This window comes from Paraburkholderia sp. A1BS-2L (assembly GCF_051125205.1).
Classification (GTDB): Bacteria; Pseudomonadota; Gammaproteobacteria; order Burkholderiales; family Burkholderiaceae; genus Paraburkholderia.
The window spans coordinates 109,018-131,679 of the sequence record NZ_CP120432.1; the positions used below are offsets into that span (position 1 = coordinate 109,018).

General features: G+C 57.9%; 22 protein-coding genes and 2 pseudogenes. 16 read left to right on the forward strand and 8 right to left on the reverse strand.

Annotated features, from left to right (window positions below; all coding sequences use genetic code 11):
- Positions 1-110 precede the first annotated feature (110 nt).
- Positions 111-1,484, reverse strand: coding sequence for a hypothetical protein (locus P5W98_RS34315; RefSeq protein WP_421028976.1), 1,374 nt, complete (start codon positions 1,482-1,484; stop codon positions 111-113).
- Positions 1,485-1,684: 200 nt separating this feature from the next.
- On the reverse strand, positions 1,685-2,071 hold the full coding sequence (locus P5W98_RS34320) for a hypothetical protein (RefSeq protein WP_421028977.1): 387 nt from the start codon (positions 2,069-2,071) through the stop codon (positions 1,685-1,687).
- A 575-nt stretch (positions 2,072-2,646) separates the two neighbouring features.
- Between P5W98_RS34320 and P5W98_RS34325 the strand changes: the two genes are divergently transcribed.
- Positions 2,647-2,841 (forward strand): hypothetical protein, encoded by a 195-nt coding sequence (locus P5W98_RS34325; protein ID WP_421028978.1) that lies wholly within the window; start codon positions 2,647-2,649, stop codon positions 2,839-2,841.
- A 215-nt stretch (positions 2,842-3,056) separates the two neighbouring features.
- A complete protein-coding gene (locus P5W98_RS34330) occupies positions 3,057-3,278 on the forward strand; it encodes a hypothetical protein (protein WP_421028979.1) in 222 nt (73 codons plus the stop codon).
- A 99-nt stretch (positions 3,279-3,377) separates the two neighbouring features.
- Here P5W98_RS34330 and P5W98_RS34335 read toward each other — a convergent pair.
- Positions 3,378-3,530 (reverse strand): annotated as a pseudogene (locus tag P5W98_RS34335) (cystathionine gamma-synthase family protein); the annotation flags it as partial.
- A gap of 396 nt (positions 3,531-3,926) precedes the next feature.
- Here P5W98_RS34335 and P5W98_RS34340 point away from each other — a divergent pair.
- Entirely contained in the window at positions 3,927-4,295 is a 369-nt protein-coding gene (locus P5W98_RS34340; protein WP_421028980.1) for a hypothetical protein, read from the forward strand.
- Positions 4,296-4,594: 299 nt separating this feature from the next.
- Here the strand turns inward: P5W98_RS34340 and P5W98_RS34345 are convergent, their stop codons facing one another.
- The 4 genes from P5W98_RS34345 to P5W98_RS34360 form a co-directional block, all read right to left on the reverse strand.
- The gene (locus P5W98_RS34345; protein ID WP_421028981.1) at positions 4,595-5,470 is read right to left on the reverse strand and encodes a hypothetical protein; all 876 of its coding nucleotides are present in this window, start codon (positions 5,468-5,470) and stop codon (positions 4,595-4,597) included.
- Between the two features lie 64 nt (positions 5,471-5,534).
- Complete coding sequence (locus tag P5W98_RS34350) at positions 5,535-7,490, reverse strand: DUF3732 domain-containing protein (protein WP_421028982.1); 1,956 nt, start codon at positions 7,488-7,490, stop codon at positions 5,535-5,537.
- Positions 7,487-7,975 carry a three component ABC system middle component gene (locus P5W98_RS34355; protein WP_421028983.1) on the reverse strand — a complete coding sequence of 163 codons (489 nt, stop codon included), beginning with the start codon at positions 7,973-7,975 and terminating at the stop codon, positions 7,487-7,489. The genes P5W98_RS34350 and P5W98_RS34355 overlap by 4 nt, the downstream gene beginning before the upstream one ends.
- Positions 7,972-9,162: an ABC-three component system protein gene (locus tag P5W98_RS34360; protein ID WP_421028984.1), complete on the reverse strand. Its 1,191-nt coding sequence runs from the start codon at positions 9,160-9,162 to the stop codon at positions 7,972-7,974. The genes P5W98_RS34355 and P5W98_RS34360 overlap by 4 nt, the downstream gene beginning before the upstream one ends.
- A 1,205-nt stretch (positions 9,163-10,367) precedes the next feature.
- On the opposite strand from P5W98_RS34360, the gene P5W98_RS34365 reads away from it, so the two are divergent.
- From P5W98_RS34365 to P5W98_RS34380, 4 genes are all read left to right on the forward strand, one after another.
- On the forward strand, positions 10,368-10,685 hold the full coding sequence (locus tag P5W98_RS34365; RefSeq protein ID WP_421042793.1) for a hypothetical protein: 318 nt from the start codon (positions 10,368-10,370) through the stop codon (positions 10,683-10,685).
- Between the two features lie 14 nt (positions 10,686-10,699).
- Positions 10,700-10,930, forward strand: coding sequence for a hypothetical protein (locus tag P5W98_RS34370; protein WP_421028986.1), 231 nt, complete (start codon positions 10,700-10,702; stop codon positions 10,928-10,930).
- A gap of 91 nt (positions 10,931-11,021) precedes the next feature.
- Positions 11,022-11,834 carry an HNH endonuclease gene (locus P5W98_RS34375; protein ID WP_421028987.1) on the forward strand — a complete coding sequence of 271 codons (813 nt, stop codon included), beginning with the start codon at positions 11,022-11,024 and terminating at the stop codon, positions 11,832-11,834.
- Positions 11,835-11,924: 90 nt separating this feature from the next.
- Complete coding sequence (locus P5W98_RS34380; protein ID WP_434716302.1) at positions 11,925-12,857, forward strand: restriction endonuclease; 933 nt, start codon at positions 11,925-11,927, stop codon at positions 12,855-12,857.
- A 10-nt stretch (positions 12,858-12,867) separates the two neighbouring features.
- On the opposite strand, the pseudogene P5W98_RS34385 reads toward P5W98_RS34380, so the two are convergent.
- Positions 12,868-13,080, reverse strand: a pseudogene (locus P5W98_RS34385) (LysR family transcriptional regulator); the annotation flags it as partial.
- A 503-nt stretch (positions 13,081-13,583) separates the two neighbouring features.
- Here P5W98_RS34385 and P5W98_RS34390 point away from each other — a divergent pair.
- From P5W98_RS34390 to P5W98_RS34430, 9 genes are all read left to right on the forward strand, one after another.
- Positions 13,584-13,805, forward strand: coding sequence for a hypothetical protein (locus P5W98_RS34390; protein ID WP_421028989.1), 222 nt, complete (start codon positions 13,584-13,586; stop codon positions 13,803-13,805).
- Positions 13,806-13,833: 28 nt separating this feature from the next.
- The gene (locus P5W98_RS34395) at positions 13,834-14,199 is read left to right on the forward strand and encodes a hypothetical protein (protein ID WP_421028990.1); all 366 of its coding nucleotides are present in this window, start codon (positions 13,834-13,836) and stop codon (positions 14,197-14,199) included.
- A 482-nt stretch (positions 14,200-14,681) separates the two neighbouring features.
- Complete coding sequence (locus P5W98_RS34400) at positions 14,682-15,020, forward strand: hypothetical protein (RefSeq protein ID WP_421028991.1); 339 nt, start codon at positions 14,682-14,684, stop codon at positions 15,018-15,020.
- Positions 15,021-15,044: 24 nt separating this feature from the next.
- Entirely contained in the window at positions 15,045-15,455 is a 411-nt protein-coding gene (locus P5W98_RS34405; protein ID WP_421028992.1) for a hypothetical protein, read from the forward strand.
- 45 nt (positions 15,456-15,500) lie between these two features.
- Positions 15,501-16,127, forward strand: coding sequence for a hypothetical protein (locus P5W98_RS34410; protein ID WP_421028993.1), 627 nt, complete (start codon positions 15,501-15,503; stop codon positions 16,125-16,127).
- A 188-nt stretch (positions 16,128-16,315) separates the two neighbouring features.
- Positions 16,316-17,164: a TnsA endonuclease N-terminal domain-containing protein gene (locus tag P5W98_RS34415; protein ID WP_421028994.1), complete on the forward strand. Its 849-nt coding sequence runs from the start codon at positions 16,316-16,318 to the stop codon at positions 17,162-17,164.
- A 1-nt stretch (position 17,165) separates the two neighbouring features.
- Positions 17,166-19,373 carry a Mu transposase C-terminal domain-containing protein gene (locus P5W98_RS34420; protein WP_421028995.1) on the forward strand — a complete coding sequence of 736 codons (2,208 nt, stop codon included), beginning with the start codon at positions 17,166-17,168 and terminating at the stop codon, positions 19,371-19,373.
- The gene (locus tag P5W98_RS34425; RefSeq protein ID WP_421028996.1) at positions 19,370-20,860 is read left to right on the forward strand and encodes an ATP-binding protein; all 1,491 of its coding nucleotides are present in this window, start codon (positions 19,370-19,372) and stop codon (positions 20,858-20,860) included. The genes P5W98_RS34420 and P5W98_RS34425 overlap by 4 nt, the downstream gene beginning before the upstream one ends.
- Positions 20,857-22,548 carry a TnsD family Tn7-like transposition protein gene (locus tag P5W98_RS34430; RefSeq protein WP_421028997.1) on the forward strand — a complete coding sequence of 564 codons (1,692 nt, stop codon included), beginning with the start codon at positions 20,857-20,859 and terminating at the stop codon, positions 22,546-22,548. The genes P5W98_RS34425 and P5W98_RS34430 overlap by 4 nt, the downstream gene beginning before the upstream one ends.
- Positions 22,549-22,662 lie beyond the last annotated feature (114 nt).

Sequence of the window (22,662 nt, forward strand, 5' to 3'; positions counted from 1 at the left end):
GGTGGCAAGTCGACCTGACATGGCGCATTTTTTTTTGCGTACCGGGACCCGGTCACCGCGATGCGCTTTGTGCGTCATGGCGCGAGGGGGGCCGGCGCGCTACTACCGGCTTATAGCAGGATCGCCTGCTGCAGCAGTTCCAGCGCTTTCAGTTCGTCCAGGCGACCCGTGCGTGCCTTGCCTGCCAGCGTCTTGATCAAGGCTTCCGCTATCGGCTCAATACCGTGAAGATTGTCCAGGCTCGTCACGGAAGCGAGCGCAAGCGCTGCCGGATTTCGCTGCGGTACGGCGGACGCCGCGAACGACTCTGGGGTTGCCGGTGTCGCTGCCGGGGCCCCGTCACGACCTTCTTCAGGCCGGTGACCGGTCACGTCGCCGGGAAAAACGTTCGCATGATCTTGCGGGCCGACAACGTTCGTCTCTTTTTCTGCGGCGACATCCGCCGAAGCAGTTGAGCTTTCTGGATCGCTCGCGCGCGTGCGCCGCGCACGCGTCTTCGTACCGGCGGCCTTCACTGGCACGTCGTTATTTGTTGCGGCCGCAACCGGTTCGTGTGGTTGACCGGACACGCGTGCGCGCGAAGCAGGCGCAAGCATCTGCGACACCGACGCTGGAATCTCGGCTTCGGAGCGCGGGGTGTCCAGCCAGCCAGCGGGCAAGCCAAGCCGTTCCGTGAACCGGTTGGCTTCGACAGTGTCCAGGCGCTTCTTGCCATGTAGCCGGTGGGCCATGTTGGAGCCACTCAACTCCATAACCACACCCAGTCTTGCTTTCGAGCCGGTGCGACTCGTGAGAACGTGGAGGTTCGCGCGCCGGATGTTTTCTACGTCGGCGCCATCGTTGAGTGCCAGTGACTGCTGCTGGGCCGTTTCAGGCGACGTGCCGTGTTTCGAACGCGAAGCCTTTCGCGGCGTACGGGCTTCGGGTTGTCCAGCCGCTCCGCCCGGACTGGTCTTCACGGCCCTGGGCGTACCGCTGGTTGCTTTCCTTAGCATTTGCGCTTCCTCGGACAAACGGTCTTCAAGAGAGGGTTGCGGGTCGACGGTCAGGACAGAAGCCGGCTTGAGTGCTTCGGACTCCGCGTCTGTTCCGTCGTCGGTTTGAATAAAGTCGAGTGGTGACTTCAGACGGGCGATGGTCTCCGTCGCGAGCCCGGGATTGGGCTGGTCAAAGAAGCCCTGCGGCAAACCAAGTGTGGTTTCCATATGAAAGGCGGTCTCAGGTGTGAATCTTTCGCCCTTCAGCAGTTCGGCCACGCGCGTCATGCTGGATTCAAGCGCGATGGCGATATTCTCTGCGCCTACCGTATCGACCAGAAACTGGAACGACCGTGTCTTGAAAATGGAGGCGGTCTGGGCGGAGTCCTGGGCAGGCGCCTTCACATACGGTTGTCTCGGCCGGTTGGGCTGAGACTTCTTTTCCTGGCGAGCCTGGCGTTGGCCGCTGTCGCGGGATCCCGCATATCGCCCGCGGGCTTGACTCATAAAGTACGGCTCCATGCGATCGTTGATATCCTGAATTTTTTCATTATAGATCTGGCGATGTTGGCATTTGATGCGTCAGTGTTGCCGCCAATGTCAAACTGAGCCAATTGCCGAACCACTGGGCAAACTACAGTACCGTCGGGGAGCGTGGCAGGCGGCGACGTCGCCACTGTGGAGAGAACAGTGCGCGCGAAGACGGACTAACGTCGCGGCGCTTCCCGGGCGTCGCAGAAAAGGCTCAGGGTATCGTCATCCTTGATCTTGACGTGCCATTCTCCAACGCAGTATTTGGCGTCGGAGAACTTCTCCCGCCATTGGTGCGAGAGCTTGCCGATCCAGACACGCGCTTGCGATGGCATCTGCGGCGAGGCGGCCATCTGCTGCAGCATCTGCAGATAACCGGGGTCTCCCCAGCGGGCGGTGGCTGCGACGTGCGCGTTCCAGACAAGTACCACCAGCTTGTATATCTCGCGCACCACAGCAATCGGCGTATCTTCCGTAATGGCCTCGGACAGAAGCGGCTCACCGAAGTCCAGAATCGTCTCGGAGATCTTGCGTTCGTCCTTGCCCGTGCTTGCTTTGTTCATCGTTTCGTTCCGTTGATGCGTTAGCGCAGTTCAGTGCCGGGTCGCCGGGCGCGTGGCGCCGGCGGACTTCCAGTCTAGTACCTCTGTCGCAGGCGGTGGCGATCAACAGCGCCTCTTTCTTGCCGCTGAGCTTGCGCTGCGTCCCCCAGGCTGAGCCTGACAATGCAAGTGAAGGGTGGGAGATCTAACTCGGGGCACGCATGCCTGCAAGTAGCTGTTCGCGCGTACGATGGTTGGCCTCGACGCGCATTTTTGTGTCGCCAATTGCCGGAGCGGTTCGGCCGTAGATGGCTGGAAAGAGCCCCTGGCTCACCGGCTCGCTTCTATGACGCGTTTCGTCACTGCCGCGTCCCTCGCAGTGCCCGACGGCCAAAATCTCCCAATATGCGGGACACCCCGAATTGCCGTGCTCCCGAACAGCCTTTTACCATGGACTCCCTCGCTGCATACCGCAGCCAGACACGCGACCGGTAATGCGCTGCAGAAAGCAGGCACATGGCCGGGCGGGCACCGCTTGCAGCCCGGTGGCCGATGCAATCCGATGCAGCACCTACTCATTCTTCCAGGAGGCAGGTATGCTCAGTCCCCACGAATTTGCGACATTGATGCTGGTCAAGGACTCCGCCGACCAGATTGCCGACCGCGACGAACTTGACGCACTGCTCGAACGTCAACTGGTTGCGATGGAGCAGCTTGCGGGCGGTGTCGTGCGGCCTCGCATGACGGAGAACGGGCACATCCTCCTTCGTACGCTCGCGCGAACTCACTGAGACGTCGGACCGTGTGAGCCGCTCGCGGCAACGATGCGGGTTCGAACGTCCGTCCAGATGCTTGTCGTGGCCCCTAGGATTTCCGGAATCCGATCGCGGAGATCACCATGTCCCACGAGTCCGAATGGATCAGGCTCGTGCTCCAGGAGGAATTCCCGTCTGACGTTGAATTCCTTGAAGGGAGCATACCGAACCATGTCGTTGTCGAATGGTAGGTGGTCGGGCCGGATGACGCACCGGGACGCAACACGCCCTTTGTCATCGTCATCGATCCGGCAGCCATCGATCGCCATGAAAGGAGCAACCCGCCGGCGCAGGCGAGGATTGCGTCGCGCATCCGCGAAATCGTGCAGGAGCGTGGCGTTCACTACCAACCTTCGGGTCCGGTCGACTTGGCCACACCATTCGTTGTCGAGATCGACGAGGGTGACCTCTGAGCGACACGTCCCGCACACGCACTGGCCGTTACGTGTGTCGGCGACGGCGCTGCCGGGAGCAGGACAAGCGAGGCCAGCGCGCCAGTCTCGTTCGCAATCTCAAAAATGCGAATGCCAAGCCGCCAACTGCCGCGCCTGCGAGAAGTCGGCGATCAGGTCGCCGATATCCTCGATGCCCGCTGACAGACGCCGCCTGCCGTCGGAAATACCCATCCCCTTGCACGTCTGCGGGCCGGCCTCGAAAAAGATCGTAGCTCGCTCGATTAAGGACTACGAAATTCACGGCCAGCGTCAAAGATTGTTTGCGAGGGAATCCAGCCATAGGCCATTTCAATTGCCACGTGGTGGTCGCTGCGGGTGTCTTCTCAGTCTGCGCCATCGTGACGGGGCGCGGGCCGGGCGTCAAAACCGGCGGACGATACCATTTCTTCTCTGGGCACTGATAAGCCATCCCAGTGCTCTGCAAAATCGATTGCCGTCACGATGTTGTAGTGTTTCTGCTAGCGACAGGCAGCCTTGCTGCGGATGTCAGAACTGAAGGAAGCCGGATCGCTTGAGTCAGACTCGGACTTGACCTCCTTCTCGTCGCTAAGGCGGCGACGCGGCGCGAAGACTGTGCGTTGTGACTGCCGAAATCATGGACCGGAGATGATGGAAACCGTCGCGTTTATCTCGACCGAGAACGGGGATGACTTGATCGTATCCTTTGCGGTCATCGACCCAGCGGATCCAACCGAGATCGAAAGCCTCACCCTTCTGCGCACGCCGAAATACGAACACCTGCTGGGCGATTGGGAGCGAGGAGTGAGCGTTTCGTTTGAACGGTACGTGGAAGACGATGAGGAATTGCTGGAAGCACTGCACCTTGACAGAAAATCGGCCGTAGTGCGTTTGACAACCAGTCTTCGGAATTATGAGCTGGATATTCGAAAGATCGACGAGAGAGAGGTGAAGGCAATGAAAAAGGTACTCACCCGGATGAACTATGACCGTCGGATTAGGTTGTTGGGTATCTAACTTTAAAGACGAGCCAGACCGTCAGTCCGCGCCGCTCGCGCAGCTCGCACACCGGGTCGGGCAGCCGCCGCATTGCTGTGCCGCCGCTCCCGCTGAGAACGAATCGCACGCCGCGATCGGTGCGGAGGGTGCACAGTAATGGGTATCCCTACCGCGATTAGACCAACGGCGATATGGCGGCCGCGATGAGTCGGCGGGAATGCTGACAGTCTGGGGGTACTGTCAAGATTCGTATCGCGAACAGGCGAATCCTGCGCATTAACGACAAAAGCAACACCCCTTGCAAGCGCCCAATGATCCTAGAGTTGGTGCGCGTCGGCGCCATCAATAATGGGCTCATCAGGATCCGGCTCGTCCTCATACCGCCAGAGGAATGCGTCTAGCGCTTTTTTGCGCTCCTCGCTATATTGCTCACCCGACTGGTGGATATATGAATTGAGCGCAGAATGTGTTGCTCTGCGCAATTTCGCTGCAATGTCGCGGATGAACTTGAGTCGTTGATCGAAATAGTCTGCTGTCACCACTAGCGAATCATAGTATGGCGTATACGATTTGTTTTCGAGTGCACTGGTTTGATTGGCATAAGCTAGAGTGATTGTGCCGCCGTGATGAACCAGCAAATTTCTGTCTCTCAAAATTTCTTCATATTCTTTTGCTTCGTCTTTCGAAAATGGGCTGATTTTAAGCAGCGCCATGAACAGCGCATTGATCTTTTGTGCTGTGCCAAAGTCGTACTTCTCAGAGACCAAAAATCCTAGTTTGACAATCCAATCATCACGAAAATTAAGTAGTCTCTCTGGATCGATCGATGTGTCGTGCCCACTTTTCCGAAGACCTTTCAGGAGCGTCGGCTCTATATTGATGATCGATGCAAAGTGGTCCTTGCAAAACGCTTCAAAATATGAAACCAATCCGATAAAACAGATCTCGTTCACACGACTTAGACCTCTCGCTGAACGATCGCATGCTTTGGCGAGCTCATCGAGCGCCATCTCGAAAGATAGCCCGCTAGGTACGCCGGTGGAAAAATAGTCTAGGCAAAGCGGTTCTGCGTTTTGGTTCATAGCAAGACGAAACGGACGATTAGTGATGTGAGACTGGCAAAGTACCGTGAATGCGACAGGCAGCTGGTGCAGGTACTTCACCAAACTAGTTACAAGATTGCCATTCTCCATTTGAACTGGACCGTACTCCGTGACCGTGTTCCTGCCCATTCGCGCGAAGATAGACACCGAGACGTTACGAACCCCAGCTTGGCCAGTCTTTTGGCACCAACGCCGGCGGATCCATCCACGGCTCTTCGATGAGCGCCTCCTGGAACCAGTCCTCAGCGAAGTTGGCGTGTTCCGTCACGATGAGCTGGAAGCCGGGTACGAGTACCTTGGTGTAGTTCAACAGCGTCTCGAAGAGCCGCTTGGCTGCAGCTAGGTCGACATCAACGGTTCGCACTCGCTTGGCATCGCCCGCGACCGACTCGTAGGCAGTCTGCGATGGGAAGTACACCTGCGTCGGCTGGTCCAGCATGAGAAACCGAGGGATCGGCACGTTGTTCTCCCAAGCGTACTGGTGCAGTGCAAGCAAAGCGGAGATGTGATACGCCAGCCAGTTCGCGCCGCCACCGGTGCGAATCATGGGAACGGGGTTGCCGGGCCGCTGAACCAGCACGGTGAGATTGCGCATATCCAGCCTGAACGGAAACTCCGAGAAGTAGGCTTTGAACTCGCGCACAAGCGCGCTCATCGCCGCCGAGATGTGCGTGATGACTGATTCCATCCGTGCGTCCGCGTCGTCGGAGCCGCTCTGTTGAGTGAGTTGATTCAACTTCGCCTGCAGCCGTTCGACCTTGAGCTTGAGCGTGCTGATCGTGTTGCTGGGCGTGAGACTCTCCAGATAGAAGCTGACGCGCCCTTGGATCTTGGCAGCCTGGGTGTTAGCGTCTTCTTGAGCGGCAGCCTTCTCTTCGGCAAGCACAGCAGCGTTGAGGTCGACCTCGATCCCGTAAATCTCTTCCCTCAGGCGACTAGCCTTGTCGGTGAGTCCGGCCAAGTGCTCGTCTAGCCGGGGACGCGCCCCACCGACGTTCTCGAGATCCCTATCCAAGCTGGACAGTTCCTCCAGCAAGGCTTGGGCGATCCCGTCCATGCGTGCGTCGGCTTCGCTGAGGAAGGGCCACTGCCATGCGCCGCTAGGGGAACGCGGCAGGGCGTTGATGGATTCCAGGCGCGAACGCTGCTCTTGCACCTCGGTCTGAAAGTCTGAGGCACCCTTGACGTACCGCTGCACGGCAGCGATTTGGTCCTGAACCTGCCGTCGTTCCGCGCGCAGTCTCGAACGACGGGCCTGCAGCTTGGCCATCTCGCTGTCTGCTAGAAGGGGAATCTGTCCGGGTCGCCATGCCAACACCTCCCGGAGCGAAGCCGCCAGTTCACTCCACGCATTGTTGGCAGCGGAGTTGCTGAACGGGATGCCAGCCGCCCGTGCCTCAGCTAGCAGCCCGAGGCCTCGCGTGTCCAGAGTATCTTCCGTCTCCTGAGCAACGCGTAGCTCCCTTTGTGCAATCTTCAACTCGCGTTGCGTGGCGCGCCGGTTAGCCTCAGCCTCCATGTCGCCCACATTGGAGATGCGGAACAGCACTGCGAAGGTGTCGCGAATGGCTTGAGGAAGGTGCTCTTCCGCCTGCCGGTAAAACAACAGCTCTTTGCTAGCAACCAGTCCCTGCTTTTGGAACAAGTAGAAAGTCGTGTGTTTTACGTTGATTGAGTAGCCCGTGCGGCTGCTCCGCTCTGGCACCGGCGTCTTGGCTTCCGGAATACCCAGAAGGGACGATAGAACCTCGTGGACAAGCTCGTCACCCCCGTTGTGCATTAGCGCTTCGAAGTCGGGCGTTCGAATCTCTCTGCCGCGCAAGACCATTGCCAGCGAGCACTGGACCTTCCCTGGTTTCGGGTTGGGCTTGGCGACGAACACCTGTTCGTGCAAAAATTGGAACGTCACCGCGAACCACGACACCCTCTCGCGGATGAACCCTTCCGCGATCTTGCAATTGTCTTCGCCCATGCAGTATTCGACGATGTCCGATAGCGACGACTTGCCTGTCGAAGCCAGGCCTGTGATGATATTTAGCCCCTCGGGTTTCAAGGTGAGGTCGCGCCTACGTCCGTCGTGGCTGTAGATGTGGATTGACGCAATCTTCATGGTCGGATGGACAAGCTTGCGTAGATCGTCACGCGGTCATTGATCTTGGCGAAGTCTCGCCCTAAGGCCGTGGCTGCGTTGCGGCACATCTCGGCGTCGTCGGTGCTAAGTGCCTGAGGGGAGACTCTTCTAGGGATAAGGTGGATGCCTCCGTCGTCGGAAACCTCTATACAGCCCTTGCTGGCGAGTAAAGCGAAGGCTTCGGTGGCGTACTGAACGAGTGACCTAGCCCGCTCAGCGAAGTCGACCAGGAGGTCAGGCTGGAGCGCGACGATTCGCAATACCGAGAGCTTCTTGCTGCCGAGAATTTCGTCGCGTGCTGCCTGATGCAGGCACAGCGGCAGTACGAGGAGCGTCAGCGAATAAGGCATCGGTCTTCCGGCGACCCGCTCGTACTCGCGAATTGCTGCGGCAAGGATCAGCGCGCAGAAAGCTGGATTGAAGAGGTTTCGCTCTTCAAATGGGCGTGTGGACCAATCAATCATGCTGGCACCTTCAAGGTGGCCTTTAGGTTCTCGAGGAACTTGGGATGCCAGTGGACTCGCGGATCGGGCTTCTCGTCCGCCAGAATGTGGAAGCTCCCACGACGTATGAAGTCCTCGGTGACCTGCCTCCGAATCTGAAGGCCCCTCGACTGGTTCTCTGCCCAGTCATACAGTCGCCTGCCGGCCTCTTGAAGCTGTTCTTCGTTGTCCGTTTCGCTAACCTTGACCCATGCCTTGGCACGCTTCCACTCCTCAACGAGGCGGCGTTCAAATTTCTTCATCTCTCCCCCGAACAGCACGTTCACCCTAGCCCAATGCGCACGCTGGGAGAACGCCCGGTAGAAGTCGAGAATGGCCAACTCGAGACTGTCCGTCGGCATGCCGATGGCACGCAACTGCTGGACGAACTGGCGCGGGTCCTTCAACGGGTCTATGCCCTCGGGCGGGTACTCATCGTCGAAGGTAATGGGCAGGCGTTCATCGTAGTACTCGCTGTTGATGCTGGCGAACTTCGCCCACACCTCTGCACCTGTGATGGGCTCGCGGTCGCCCTGAATGACTTCGATGGCCTGGTTCAGCCACCAGCCCTCCATCCGCTCCCGCACATCCACGCGGAATTTTTGGGCAACGGACCGCATGAGAGGCTCGAAAGCGGAGTCCAGCTCCTTGATGCGCAAAGAGCTGTCAGCGATCACGATGCGTTCAAAGAAGTCGCGTTGCTCATCACCAGACAACGAAGCGAGGGTAGCGTTCACCTCAGCACTGAGGTCGGCCTTCGAACCCTTGAGTTCAGCAATCAACTGCATTGCAAAGTCTGCCGGCTTCGGTGCAGAGCCTTCTTGGAAGTACTTCAGCATCGAGCTTGGACCGACGCGTGCGGTTGTCGCCATGCAATACGAATGCTCGCAAGCGAGCTTGCCGTCTCTGACGTAGCGATCGAGCCAGATTCGAACTGACTTCCAGAAATCGGTCGATAGCGTTCCAACAGTTTCGCCGGCCTGCTTGTGTTTCAGCGAGATGAGTGTCTTTCGGCCTTCGATGTCTCGGAGCTCGACATCGTCGTCCGCCTCAATAAGCAGCGACTGCCCCTCGTCCTGCTTCATCAGATGGGCGAGCGCGAAGCGAATCTGGTAGACGTAACCCAGCCCCTGCTCGCCGGCAGCGTATTTGTCGGTTTTCGTTGCCACTTGTCCCCCTGTTTTTACCCGCGGCGACGCCTACAGTCGTTAGAAGGCCTGCAGCCTCATGAATCTTCTTTGCGGAACGTGTGTGGCAGAATGTTACACGCTCGGGGCGACAAACAGTGTGAGACGGCGATGCGGGGGAAGCCGTGAATTCACGGCGTGCCCGTCAATGGCAGCAACCGCTGCTGAGCGGCCGTTAGCCAGATTTCCGGAAAGACTGCAACGGGTCCAGACTACGCATCCACGAGAAGTGATAGCGGACATTCGTGGCTTTGAAGCTCGAATGTCGGGAAAAAGACTCTCAGCCGCCTGAGGGGGTATATACGTGCTAATGGCGTCTTGCTGGACAAGTGCGAGTATCGCGGGCTCATGCCTCACACACGACTCATCCTCACGCAGAAGGGGGGCCGTTCGAACTGAATTTGAAGCGCCGCGTCAATTTCGAAGGCGAAGCTGTCGAGTAACCGGCCGCCGACAGCCTGCAGAGCTACGTGACGAGTCTGTACCGCGCCGCAGCCCTCCGTGCCGGATACAGCAGACAGTCGTGGGGGAGGACATTTGCGAGCCGCCTTGTCGCCCAGGGGCACTCGCTCGAGACTGTTCAGATCCTCTTTGGGCATTCGCACCTCGATCACATTGCGCCATATCTGGATGTATCGCAGCGAGAGCTCCGTGAAGCCGTCGCTGCAGTCAACCTGCGCGATTAAATGCATTTCGCATAAATTTTGGTCGAGCTCCTCGTTCGGATATACAGGTTTGGACAGAGATGCCGATAAAGAAGGGTTAGACAGAGGCACCAAAGCGGTCTTCGGACCGTGCCCGGCGGGACTTCTTGCGTTTCGCGATGAAGCAGTTGCGGATGACGTGAGACGAGCTCGCAGCACGTGTCAGCGCGGCTAGTGGAATCGGTACGCAGGTGACACGTCTGGGACAACGGGGAAACCGCCACATAGCCGCGCGTCAACTTGGGAATCAAAGAAGAACATCATGGACGATTGCATACGGATCGGGCCCGGCGTACTGTTCTCTGCTGTCGTCCTGAGGCCGAATGGGGACGTGAGTATCAGCGAACGGCCGCTCCATCTCCACATGTTCCGAGCGTGCACGCGCCTTCGCCCGTCGCTGGAGCAACCGTGCGAGGTTCACGTGACTGGGATGTGCGCAGCAGCGAGCAGATGACTTGCTCTAAAGGAGGCAAGGAAGAATTCATGGGCACCCTACGAACGAAAGCAAGCGAACCGGTCGAACGATTCGTCGAAGAGGCAATCTCGACCGGCCTGACATGGGACGAAGCCGTCGCCGTGTTCGGTCTCGCGGCGAAGGCATCGGCTCGGGCTGCGGCGGCGGCCGGCGAAGGCACGGAGGCTGAGTGCCTTGCACACGCCCGGAAGCGGTTTGAGGAAGCATTTGCGCAGCAAGTCCACGTGGTCGTGGCTGATGCCTCGGTGTCATCGCTTGACGCCGCGGCCGGCGACAACGTCCTGCTTACAACTGCCCACCGGCGGCCCGTACACAAACATCATTGAGTCGGAAAACATCCGTGCGCACTCTATTCATTGTCCTTCTCCTTGCCGTGGCTTTCGTGCTCGGCAAAGCGCTGGTACGGGTTGAAAACGAGCGGTATGCACTGTGGCTCGGGATGTGTCCGAACATGCGCGAGACTGTTGCGGCGATTGGTGCACAAAATCCGAGCGCTTTGAGTAAATGCACGGTGGAGACTCGGACCGCTTGGTGGTGGCACCTCTACTATGCGATCACGGACAAGGGCTGAGCCCAAGGAAAACAGAGTGCTGCGGATAAAGCGAGCAGCTTCGTGAGGTATTCCGATTGCATCAACCAATCGATACGGAGCACATTGGGAGATGAACACTTACCTCCTCACCTGGAACCCAAAGCGATGGAACTGGGACCTAGCCAGCGACCTTGCGATCCTTAAGGCGCATGGGTTCTTCGAAGATCGATGGAGTTGCGGACATACACGGCGCATAAAACCGGGAGATCGTCTCTTCCTTCTGCGCCAGGGAGTGGAACCGCGTGGCATCGTCGCCTCAGGTCAGGCGAAGTCATCCCCTCATGCCGACGCGCATTGGGATGTAGCTCGCGAGGACAAAGCGCTCTACGTTTATGTCCGCTTCGACACATTGCTCGATCCAACGAAAAATGAGATTTTGCCGCTGGATCAACTTCAAAATGGCCCATTGGCCGCCGTCAACTGGCGGACGCAATCGTCCGGCATCTCGATCGAACCAACGGCAGCATTGCAGCTAGAAGGCCTTTGGAGTGCGCACCTCCAAGCTCATGGTCAGGCACCGGCGATGACACCGGACGAAATCCTGACTCCCGCTCTGTATTTTGAAGGCGCGAGTCGCACCGTCAACGTCAACGCGTATGAGCGTGACCCTCGAGCACGCAAAGCCTGCATTGACCATTACGGAACGAAATGTAGTGTATGTGGCTTCGATTTTGCCGTGGTTTATGGGCCGCTGGGAAGGGGATATATTCACGTGCATCATGTGGTCCCGCTCTCAAGCATTGGGGAGCGCTACGCGATCGATCCGATTCGCGATCTCCGTCCCGTGTGTCCGAATTGTCACGCGATGTTGCATCGGGGCTCCGAAGTCCTTCCGATTGATGACCTGCGCGAAATGGTCAACAATGCGAGCGGACACTCGTAGCAGCGCGGCAACACCATCGCCGTTCAAATGAGCCTATGCGTCTGAGCGTCTTGAATATCGATACGGAAAGTGCAGCGACCCACCACAGAAATGACCATTCCGAGCTACGATCAATTCATCGAACCGATCCTTCGCTATCTTGAAGCTCGGCCTACCGGAGCTCCCGCTCGCGAAGCGTACGAAGCCGCAGCGCAAGCGCTGCAGATCTCCGACGCAGATCGCCAGGAGTTGTTGGCAAGCAGTTCGCAGCCAATCTACAAGAATCGCGCTGGCTGGGCACACGACAGGTTGAAGCGCGCGGGGCTATCCAGCAGTCCACGCCGCGGATATTGGCAGCTCACCGCTGAAGGTCTGGCGTACGCGCGGTCACACCCTGCGCCCCTGTCCTCAAGCGACGTCGAGAAACTTGCCCTTGCGTTTACAGACGTCCGGCTAAGGCCGACTCCAAACGGTGCTTCATTTGCATCGACTGTGGCAATCGCCCCTGCGTCCGCTTCGCCAACCGTGGCGAGTCCGGATGACCGTTTGGCCGAAGCGGTATTGGAGCTACGTCAAGCGGTCGCCGCTGAGCTTCTTGAAACGCTTGCTACCGTATCGCCATCCTACTTCGAAACCATCGTCCTCGATCTGCTTCACCGTATGGGCTACGGAGCGAGTCGGGCAGATCTGCAACGCGTTGGCGGTTCCGGCGATGGTGGAATTGACGGGGTTATTTCTCTCGACAGGCTCGGTCTTGAGAAGGTGTATGTCCAGGCCAAACGTTGGCAGCAAACTGTTGGCCGACCGGAAGTGCAAGCGTTTTACGGCGCACTCGCGGGACAGCGGGCGAATAAGGGTGTGTTCATCACGACGTCCGCGTATACCTCGCAAGCGATTGAGTTTGCCAAGTCGGTGGAGCGCGTGGTGCTCGTCGATGGAGTGAGGTTGGCGGAACTCATGATCGACTACGAGCTTGGCGTCTCGGTGCGGACAGTCAAGGTGCCGAAAGTAGACAGCGATTACTTTGATGAAGATTCAACCTGATGAGCTACGACAGAGCTACGCGCTTCGGCACGAAGCACGTTCAGGCAGTCGGGGCAGCCAATCCGGTAGGTGCGCACCGACGTGCACGCGTCGAATTTGGTCGGCACCATCTTGTAGCGGCTGCGCACGAGCAGCGAATCGTCGAGCAGCATGCGCGTTTGAGTGTGGCGTTCGTCGCCGCCGGCGACATGTTGAGCCGCACGGCCGCCGGGGCGTCATTTCGCGAACGCTCTCGGGCAGCCGACGATCCGCTTGGTGTAGATGGCGGTCTAAATCCGCGCAAATCTGGCGGTGTCACATAGAGGCGGCGTGACGGACAAGTAGGAAAACGCCGCAAAGCAGCTTGAACAGGAGAAAGCGAACTATGAGCTTAAGAGATGAACTTGGGATTGCTTCCGCCAATGAACTGCGCCACGTGCACTCGCGCACGAAAGGTACGATGGGTCAGACGGAAATCGGGTGGTTGGCTGTATAAGACGCCAGGTGTCAAAATGGAAACAGTGGTCGATCGACTCACAAGCGGGTTATTCGGGGCTGGAATGAATTTCATCGTGAACAGATTTACTGGACCGGGGCGCGTGGGCATTCAATCGATGTATGTCAACTACGAGACTACCGACAACTGAGTCCTGGCTTCGCATCGCACCGGGCGCATCGAATTCATTGTGCGTGTGGCCGAGGTAAGGGTCCTCAGAGTGGCGTCGAGCTAACAGAACGGAAAACACGATGCTGCGCTTCACCTACCCCTGTACGACGGTCGACGCTTGGAGCCGCATCATTGATGCGCTAGATTTTCACCGAATGGCTGGCGTTGTGCCGAGCGATCCAATATTGGATCGCTCGACGTGGAGGTTCGAAACGAGGATCCAACGACTGACCTCAGCGCAAGAAATGCTCTTGGCAATCAAGTTCTCCTGCGACAAAGATATTGCTGCGCTTTTGACATAGGAAAATTGATTTGAAGGAGAGGTACACGATGAGCGAGAGAAAGGTGACGTCAGTGGCCGAGTGGCTGGCCCTTCCCGAGATAGGCGTTCCGGCAATCTCAGTGGCATCAGAAACCGGATCGGTGTTCACCGTCTATAAGGTCGGCTTCCTCTATGTCGACGTGGCCGACTGTGATGCGGCAAAGGTTGACGCGCCATCCATCGGCCCTGGAAAGTGCGCGTTACCCACGATCACCGCAGATTGCGCAAACGAACGGACGTTGTGTCGTCTTCCGCTCGAACTAGCAGATTGGGCTTTCAGCTGCGTCGCTTTAGCGCAGCAAGGTATTCGACCGTTCCCGGCAAAGGTGGAGTTTGGTTGCCTCGACGGACGGATGTACGCTGAGACTATCTGACGGCGGAAACAAGGAGAATCGCGTGCGCTCGCCTTCGAGATGGAATGGACTGGCTGTACTCCTCGTGTTGACTCCCGTGTACGCGCAAACGAGCGTTGGCTGCGTCTCGGCGCAGCAACATGCGGCTACGGAGACTCGAATCGCAGCGTTGACTCAGAATATGGATATGGCTCAGTTGGGCCAAGATCTTGAGCAAGCTAGTGGCGACCAGCGAACGGCTCTCGATGCCGTAGAAGAATGCCAAAAGAACTCCACGTTTGGTATGGGATGTGGAAAAGAAATCGATGCGTACAACCTCGCGGAGGAGCGGTACAAAATTTCTGTGCAGCGGGTCGACATGTATCGCACGATGACCGCTGCTCAAGCCAACGCGCGCGCCTCGGAACCACCGGTTTGTCGATAGGAAGATTCTGGGAAAATAGCCATAACGGAAAACGGAAACCAGCCGGTCACGCCAGGCATAACGAGAAAACGAGGATGCCATGCCACTGAAAGATGTCCGCTCGACCTTTCTGCCGTACTGCGTGAAGCGCCAAGAGGATGGCCGATACGCAGTTTTGAATCGTGAATACAAGCCAGTCGGTTTTTGGACGAATGCGTTTGTCACGTACGCCGATCACCCCACTTTGGTGAAAATCAAGGGGCTAACAGCGGCTCGTGCCGCGAAGATCTCATACAAAGGCGATACCAACGTCGACACGATCTTCCTCTACAACGACGGTTGCGTACCCACGGACAGCACAGCTCATATGAATGCCTATCTGAGCCGCTTGGCCACATTGGCAAAGCTCGAAATCGATGGCGAACCGCCACGCGACTAGGAAAACAGGTGCGTAGGGAAGTCAATGAACAAGTTACTAACGACAAGACACCATGCGCTTATTCTGACACTGCTCTCGGTGGTGTCGGGCGCTGAAGCACAGAGCTTCTCGGGCGTGAATGACCCAATAGGGATAAGCAAGATTGTGCACTCCATCCCTGCCTATGAAGGCGACTTAGGGAGCAGACTCGCCGCCGGTAATATGAGCGTGGAGAGCATCGTTATTCACAAACTGACCAAGGAAGACGTTGCCGAAGATCCGATGCACGTTGCGCTCGGAGACGTCGAATATCAAATAACGACGAAGGGCGAGCCGCAAGCAGCTGGATGCAAGATCCTTGGGTCGCCAACGATCATCAAGCGCGGGCATCGCTATCTCGCTGAGGACCGAACCGGAATGTGGCTGCTAACGGGGAAATGCACAGTACCCAACTGATCAGGGATCAAGGAAAACAAAGAATGAGACTGCGTGGGAGTTGCCATGGGACTAGCTGAGATCGGTCTAGTCGTGGGCATGGGAAAAGATGTTTTGCTCGGGGTGGCAGGCATCGTCACGGCACTAGTTGCACGGAAAGGACTCAATAACTGGCTCCGCGAGCTTGGTGGAAGGACAAAGTTCGAGGCTGCACTAGCGCTAATGCGCGCATCGTATTCGCTTCGTGAGGCTCTTTTCAACTGCAGGGCTCCGCTCGTGGTCGCAGCTGAATTCCCCGCAGGGTACAAGCAAGCCGGCGTCAATCCATCGACGAAAGACGAAGTGAACGCTTGGAACCATGTTTTCAAGAATCGCTGGTCGCATGTCGCGACCGCTTTGAAAGAGTTCGATACTCGTAGTCTTGAAGCGGAAGCAATTTGGGGCTCCGAGGCGCGCGAAGCGACACAACTGCTGTCGCGATGCGTATCGATCCTGTATGCGGCGATCGAAAGCTATATGGACAACTGTGTAAGTGAAGGTGAAAATTTTCGTGTTGACCGTCAATTTTCGAGCAAGGTCAGATCTGAGGTCTTCGGAACTCGCACCTCATCCGATAACGAATTGACAAAGCAAATACTCACCGCCATACAAACGTTGGAAAATTTCTCCAGACCTCACTTGAGGCACGGCTAACTTACCGGCTGCGGCAAACATAACGGAAAATTTTATGTCTCATCAAACGCTTTGTCTGTACGTGGACAACTTGTGAGCAAACAATAGAGTTCGACACGAGACAAAATAGTTAGACACAAGACAATAAAGATTGACACAAACCGGTTGCATCCCGGTATCCTCCTGCCCTCTCATTCTACGGGGCAGGCATGCGGGCGCGGCGTTTCAGAACACAGCAGGACATCGAGCGGTATGTGGCCCAAGGCTTTGGGCAGGGCGTCGGTGTTGACTACAAACCGTGGCTTCGCGTCCAGGACGTACCGTCCCGCGGACGTTCGCGAAAGGTTCATGGACTCAAGGCTGGGCGCATTCACCACGTGCTCTCTGATCTTGAGTATCGCTATCTTGTAGCGCTTGAGTTTTCAGAGCGCGTCATCGACATTCGCGAGCAGTTCCCGATTCTTCCGGTTGAGTCGGTTCAGGATATCGCCAGACGACGGGGCATCCGCTATCCGCTTTATGCGGGGACAACCATGCCTTTCGTGATGACGACCGATTTCGTCGTCACCGTGAAATCAGATGACGGCACAGTTAGCGAATTCGCCCGGACCGTCAAATATGCGGACGAGCTGGCACCCAGCAACCGGCTTGCTCGCACACTCGAAAAGCTCGAACTCGAAAAAGCTTTCTGGGCGCAGCGCGGCGTCGACTGGAAGCTCGTCACCGAGACAAGCATGAGCGACGTGATGGCCAGCAATCTTATCTGGCTTCGCGGTTGCGCAGAAATTGCACGGGAATTGCGCGACGACACCCTGCAGGCCAGTTTTGTCGGGGGTATTGCAGACGCCGGCACGCACGACCGGACACTTTTGTCGCTGCTTCGCACCGTGAGTTATCGGCTGCGCATGCCTTATCCAGATGCCGTCAGTCTGTTCAGACATTTGGTCTGGCACAAGGTGCTTCTCGTCGATCTCGAAACGCCCATGAAAGTAACATCACCCGCGCCGCGGATACAAATCGCGTCAGACGGTCTGCTTCACCATAAGAGGGCAGCGTGACATGGACGACACCACGACGCTGCTCAATACGGTTATTGAAGCTCTGTCCGATAGCCTGCCGTTCGAAGGACTGGCGCGCATTCTCTGGATCGGCGGCCCTGCTGCACCGGCCACACTAATTTCCATTGTGCCCACACCCCGCAAACCGTGGGTCATCTCGGGCGAAGAGATTCGCACATGGCTTGAACGCGGCGACGCACGATGTACCCAGTTCCGATTGCCTGCGTACATGCTCCAGGTTGAAGAAGATATCTCGCCGTCCGACCGGGACTCACGTGATCGCAACTGGAAGCGTATTGCCGGTCTGGTCGAGACCGGCGTGCCAGGCGAAATATTCGCCGAAGGAGCAATGGGCCCGCTCGTCGCGCGACATGCCACAGCGACAGAAACACAGCGCAAGACGCTCTACCGCTTGCTCTACCGGTATTGGATGTTCGGTCAGATCCGCAACGCGCTGTTGCCCAACTATGGGAACGCCGGTGGCCCCGGCAAAGATCGCGTATTCGCGCCCGGCAAACGTCCCGGGCGGCCTCCTGTATATGCAGTTGCCGGCGACGGGCGCTGTGGAAAAATACTTGGTGAGGACGACAAAGGCTTCATCCGGATCGGATACTCCCTCTACCGGAACAACGAAGTCGCGTCGGTGGTGGATGCTTATCACCGGACCCTGCGACGGTTCTACGTTGAAGAGCACGTCATGCCCGGCGCGTCGACGGACGACCTCACGCTCAAGCCCCTTCATCAGTTGCCCAGCCAAAGGCAGTTCAGCTACTGGGGGAAAAAGGCATTTGATGATCTGGTGGTTCACCGGTCACGCATGGGCGAGAGGCGCTGGCAAAAGGATCATCGCGGATTGACCGGGCGGTCCAACGACGGCGTCTACGGGCCGGGGCACCGCTTCGAAATCGACGCGACCATTGCGGACATCTATCTGGTCAGCCGATACAACCGGAATTGGGTCATCGGACGCCCCGTCGTCTACGTAGTGATCGACGTTTTCTCGACAATGATCGTGGGAACCTTCGTCGGACTGGAAGGACCGAGCTGGAACGGGGCACGGCACGCACTGTTCAACGCGTTTTCCGACAAGGTGGCATTCTGCAGTACATATGGCATTGATATCGAGCCGTCGGCGTGGCCGTCGCACCATCTTCCCCATGAACTGATGGCAGACCGCGGTGAAATGCTTGGGCAGGCGGCTGAGGGTATCGTATCGGGTCTTGGGATCGACATTGCGATCGCGCCGCCGTTCCGGCCAGACTGGAAATCGATCGTGGAAAGCCGGTTCCGTCTGCTGAACAAGACTGCGCAGATTCACTGGATTCCAGGCGCGGTCAGGCAGCGAATCGCCGAACGCGGTGAGCGGGATTACCGCCTCGATGCGATTCTCGACCTCGAGGAGTTCACCCGCATCATGATTCGCAGCGTGCTGCATTACAACCATCACAGCCGCAGACCTGAACGGCTGACGGCCGACATGATCCCCTCGGAGCTGGAGCCATCACCGGTCAATCTCTGGAGATGGGGCATGGACCACGGACTCTCCACACCGAATACGCAGCCGCAGGACCTCGTTTACCTGCACCTGCTGCCACGCGACAATGCGTCGATCCAGCGTGGTGGCATCTGCTTCAAGGGTATGTATTACTCGTGCACCCTCGCTATTGAGCAGAACTGGTTCGCCACAGCACGCCGGAGCGGACGCCGCAGTGTACCGGTCTGGTACGACCCGAACGACACGACTCACGTGTGGCTTCAGGACCCACAACGCTGCTTCGTGCGCTGCGACCTGCTCGCATCAGAGGAGCGGGTCGCCCGGCGCCGTCTGGAGGAAGTTCTCGACATGCTTGGCATGACCGGCAAGCCAGCAACCGAAAACGCGTATGCCACGCTCAACGATCGGGTCCGCCTGGATGCGCATATCGACGCAACCGTGGAACAGGCTCGCATCGACAAACGCGCGGCGAAACCAGCCACGCCCCTCCCGGATAGCCGCCAGGTAGGCGATATCAGGATGCATCGGACGTTCGAAAAAGCTGCCGAGCGTCGACGAGCGAGCGACATATCGCCGGTGGATGGTAAGAGACCGGCAGTCAGCCCCGCGCCTGCCGTGGCTACGCAAGGCGTTGTCGATACCTACGCTGGCGAACGCGGCGCGGAAGTGCTGGATCTGCTCGGGCGACTGCGTAACAGGAGCAATCGGACATGACGACACCTGCTCGCCTCGTTGCCGCTGGATATGTCGAGTCGCCCATCGCACAGTATCAGGGTAATCCGCTCATCGAAGCATTGCCGTCAATCCGCACCGAGGCGGATGCCGCAGCAGCCCTGGCACTGTTCCCGGAAGAACCGGGGAGTGAGGTTGGACTGTCGAAGGAAGTTCGGCTGCACTGCATCGACCGGTTGCTGCAGCTGGTTCAACCGCTGCCGATCCACCTGGAACTCGAATCTGCGCTGTCCTCGCTGATTCGTAGCGGATACGTCGGTCGCAATCCACTTGCGCACTCGACGTGGCGGCACATGTATGCGCTTGCCCTTGGCCAAACCTCAGAAAGTGGTTTCCGATCCACTGCATCCACACTGAGCGTTGTGGGACTGAGCGGGATCGGCAAATCGACGGCTCTGGAATCCATTCTTCGGCTCTATCCGCAGGCTATTCGTCACCAGCATTACAGAGGTCGCGAGCTTGTTCAGGTGCAGATCCCCTGGCTGAAGATCGAATGTCCGTTCGACGGTTCGCTCACAGGGTTATGCCACGCTTTCTTTCGCGCCATTGACCGAGCGATCGGAGATGAGCGCTATGCCAAACGCTACAGGTCAATACGCGGGATCGTCCCGCTTGTTCACCAGATTGAACAGATCGCGAGCACTCATTTCGTCGGTGTGCTGATCATCGACGAACTTCAGCATCTGCGTGTGGCGAAGACCGGTGGCAAGGAAAACATGCTGAACTTCTTTGTGAACCTCATCAACTGCATTGGCATACCGGTCGTGTTTGTGGGCACAAATTCGATGATCGATCTCTTTTCGAATGTGATGCGCAACGCAAGGCGCGCCACGGGGCTCGGGCTGAGTGACTTCAGGCAGCCAACGAGTGACGATCCGGCCTGGGCGCTTCTGGTAGATGCTGCATGGCAGTACCAGTGGATTCGCCATGCGGAGCCAATCACCGCCGAGTTGCGCAACGTGCTGTACGACCTGACGCAAGGCGTCACGGACATACTTATCAAGCTGCTCGTGCTCGCCCAGCGGCACGCTATCCATACGGGCGAAGAACGCCTGACGGTCAAGCTGTTGCGCACCATCGCCGACACGCGGATGCAGTTGCTCAAACCAGCGCTCGATGCATTGCGTAGCGGCGACACCACGCGCATGGCGAAATTCGAGGATCTGCTCCCACCCGACAGCCAGATCGCCGCGATGATGGGAGTGATCGATAGCGACGCGCGTTTGCCGTCACAACTGTCGATGCTTCGTGAGATGCGGCGACCAGTCGCCGCGAGCTCTGTGCCATCTTCGCCGGAAGTGTGCGAAATGACCCAAAATCCAGCGACCAGCACTACGAACGCTGGAGAGCGAATTCCGTCCGAAGCACGCGCCCTTGCCGGGCATGAGGCACCGCGTGTTGCATTACAAGACGCCGGATGGCTGCTGGAAGATGCTCTTGAATTTTCGACGGCATATGCTGCCTCATGACTTCGATGCGAGCACTACTGTTTTTTGTTCCGTCGTTGCCTGACGAGACCATCCAGTCGCGCGTTGCCCGTCATCACGTGCTGTCGGGCAACCGGGTTGAGGCAGAGACATTTCTGGACCTGTTCGACAGCATCCCGTTTGCGTTGGAGCAAATCGTGTCGCCGCCGATGCTGAATCTTGCGGATCGCATGGGTGACAGTTCGCCTGCGGCACGGAAAAAGCTTCTGGAACAGAATACCCTCTGGCCGCTTTTCGAGCCATTTCTGGCCGGTGGACCACAATCCACTACCACAGACATTGGCGCCATGGTGAGTCGACTACCTCGCCGCGTGGTCGGGCATCACGGAGAAGCCCGGTTGTGTCCAGCTTGCGTGAAAGAGGACGTCCATGCGTTTGGCATGGGTTACTGGCACCGTGCCCACCATGTGCCGGGTGTCAGCGTGTGTTGGCGACACGGCGGGCGCTTGCTGTCGAGTTGCCCTCAATGTCGTCGACCGTTCCAGTTTCGGGCACGCCTGCTGCGTCAACCGTGGCACGCTTGCCACTGTGGCTGGCTCGTGGCGGGGGCGGAAGACACGAGTGCATCGGACCTGCGGGTCATGCTTGATTACGCGCGTTTTGCCCACGATCTGCTTAATTACCCATTGGGTCAGGTAGGTCGCTTTCGCCTTCGTGCTGCGTATCAGAGCCGTATTCGCGAATTGGGCTTTGCATGGGGATCGCAGGTACAGGCGAAAGCGTTTGAGGAACACTTGATCGGAGAATTGGGTGACGCGTTTCTTTCCGAGGTTGATCCGGCATTTGCCTCAAAGAGGATGAGCTTCTGGATACGCTTGACAGGTGGTGACAACACCACCTGGGATATGCCGATTACTCGGCATCTGCTGCTGGCGATGTATCTTTTTGGTACGCGAGACAAGTTTGCGCTGGCCCTGCAACGAGTGTCCGATGAGGATGCAGTTCGCGGCACGAGGGCCGCTGATTTACATTCGGGGCGTTCCGTCATGTCGCCGCCAACCACTCCACGTGCGGCGTACCGGGGCCGGATACGGGACGAGCTATCAAAATATCCGAAAACGACGCTCGAAGACCTGTGGCGCAGAGTGAATCGCATCACTTCGTGGCTCTACGAGCATGACCGGAAATGGCTTATTGAAACGCTCTCGGCGCCGGCAACGGACGGAGTGCGTCCAAGATCGTCTGCGGAAACTGCGTCACCGGATGACGAGCGTTTTGCAGCGCACGTTGACACGGCCGCCGCCGAATTACTCGCCCAGTCCGGCAAACCACAACAGGTAACGAAGGAGCGCTTGCTCGCAGCGCTGCCTGTGTCTGTCGTGGACACCCCCCGGCACCGCGAACGATATCCACGCACGCTCAAGCGGGTTACCGACAACCGGGAGTCGACGTGGCACTTCCGGGCAAGGCGGTTGTGGTGGGCATATTCCGTGCTGAGCGCACGGGGAGACGCACCGCCGATGTTCGAAGCTGTCGTTCTGTCCGGTGTAGGACTATACGCCGCTCAGGCAATCATCGAATACTGTGGATGGGAGCCTTTGTTACCACTGGCTGCAAATATCGATGTGCTGGAAAAACTGTCCAGAGCGGGAATTACGATCAAGTGGGATGGTCCACCGGCGTGGCGAGGTCAGGCGATCGGTGGGCGTGCGTATCAGCGCCGGAAATGAGTCAGATCGAAAATCTTCAAGCTCGACAGTCGGTGCTATTCGCCATGCTACGCCGGTCCCGAAGCGGGGAACAGCACGTTCCGATGCTCAATGTGTGCGGACCCAAATATGCAT

Excerpts from the sequence above, each read along its gene's own strand:
- P5W98_RS34340 (WP_421028980.1), top strand. The coding sequence starts at position 3,927 with ATGATGGAAACCGTCGCGTTTATCTCGACCGAGAACGGGGATGACTTG.
- P5W98_RS34345 (WP_421028981.1), bottom strand. The coding sequence starts at position 5,470 with ATGGAGAATGGCAATCTTGTAACTAGTTTGGTGAAGTACCTGCACCAG.
- P5W98_RS34405 (WP_421028992.1), top strand. The coding sequence starts at position 15,045 with ATGAACAAGTTACTAACGACAAGACACCATGCGCTTATTCTGACACTG.
- P5W98_RS34395 (WP_421028990.1), top strand. The coding sequence starts at position 13,834 with ATGAGCGAGAGAAAGGTGACGTCAGTGGCCGAGTGGCTGGCCCTTCCC.
- P5W98_RS34365 (WP_421042793.1), top strand. The coding sequence starts at position 10,368 with ATGGGCACCCTACGAACGAAAGCAAGCGAACCGGTCGAACGATTCGTC.
- P5W98_RS34380 (WP_434716302.1), top strand. The coding sequence starts at position 11,925 with ATGACCATTCCGAGCTACGATCAATTCATCGAACCGATCCTTCGCTAT.
- P5W98_RS34315 (WP_421028976.1), bottom strand. The coding sequence starts at position 1,484 with ATGAGTCAAGCCCGCGGGCGATATGCGGGATCCCGCGACAGCGGCCAA.
- P5W98_RS34390 (WP_421028989.1), top strand. The coding sequence starts at position 13,584 with ATGCTGCGCTTCACCTACCCCTGTACGACGGTCGACGCTTGGAGCCGC.
- P5W98_RS34425 (WP_421028996.1), top strand. The coding sequence starts at position 19,370 with ATGACGACACCTGCTCGCCTCGTTGCCGCTGGATATGTCGAGTCGCCC.
- P5W98_RS34375 (WP_421028987.1), top strand. The coding sequence starts at position 11,022 with ATGAACACTTACCTCCTCACCTGGAACCCAAAGCGATGGAACTGGGAC.
- P5W98_RS34400 (WP_421028991.1), top strand. The coding sequence starts at position 14,682 with ATGCCACTGAAAGATGTCCGCTCGACCTTTCTGCCGTACTGCGTGAAG.
- P5W98_RS34355 (WP_421028983.1), bottom strand. The coding sequence starts at position 7,975 with ATGATTGATTGGTCCACACGCCCATTTGAAGAGCGAAACCTCTTCAAT.
- P5W98_RS34325 (WP_421028978.1), top strand. The coding sequence starts at position 2,647 with ATGCTCAGTCCCCACGAATTTGCGACATTGATGCTGGTCAAGGACTCC.
- P5W98_RS34420 (WP_421028995.1), top strand. The coding sequence starts at position 17,166 with ATGGACGACACCACGACGCTGCTCAATACGGTTATTGAAGCTCTGTCC.
- P5W98_RS34350 (WP_421028982.1), bottom strand. The coding sequence starts at position 7,490 with ATGAAGATTGCGTCAATCCACATCTACAGCCACGACGGACGTAGGCGC.
- P5W98_RS34415 (WP_421028994.1), top strand. The coding sequence starts at position 16,316 with ATGCGGGCGCGGCGTTTCAGAACACAGCAGGACATCGAGCGGTATGTG.
- P5W98_RS34410 (WP_421028993.1), top strand. The coding sequence starts at position 15,501 with ATGGGACTAGCTGAGATCGGTCTAGTCGTGGGCATGGGAAAAGATGTT.
- P5W98_RS34320 (WP_421028977.1), bottom strand. The coding sequence starts at position 2,071 with ATGAACAAAGCAAGCACGGGCAAGGACGAACGCAAGATCTCCGAGACG.
- P5W98_RS34430 (WP_421028997.1), top strand. The coding sequence starts at position 20,857 with ATGACTTCGATGCGAGCACTACTGTTTTTTGTTCCGTCGTTGCCTGAC.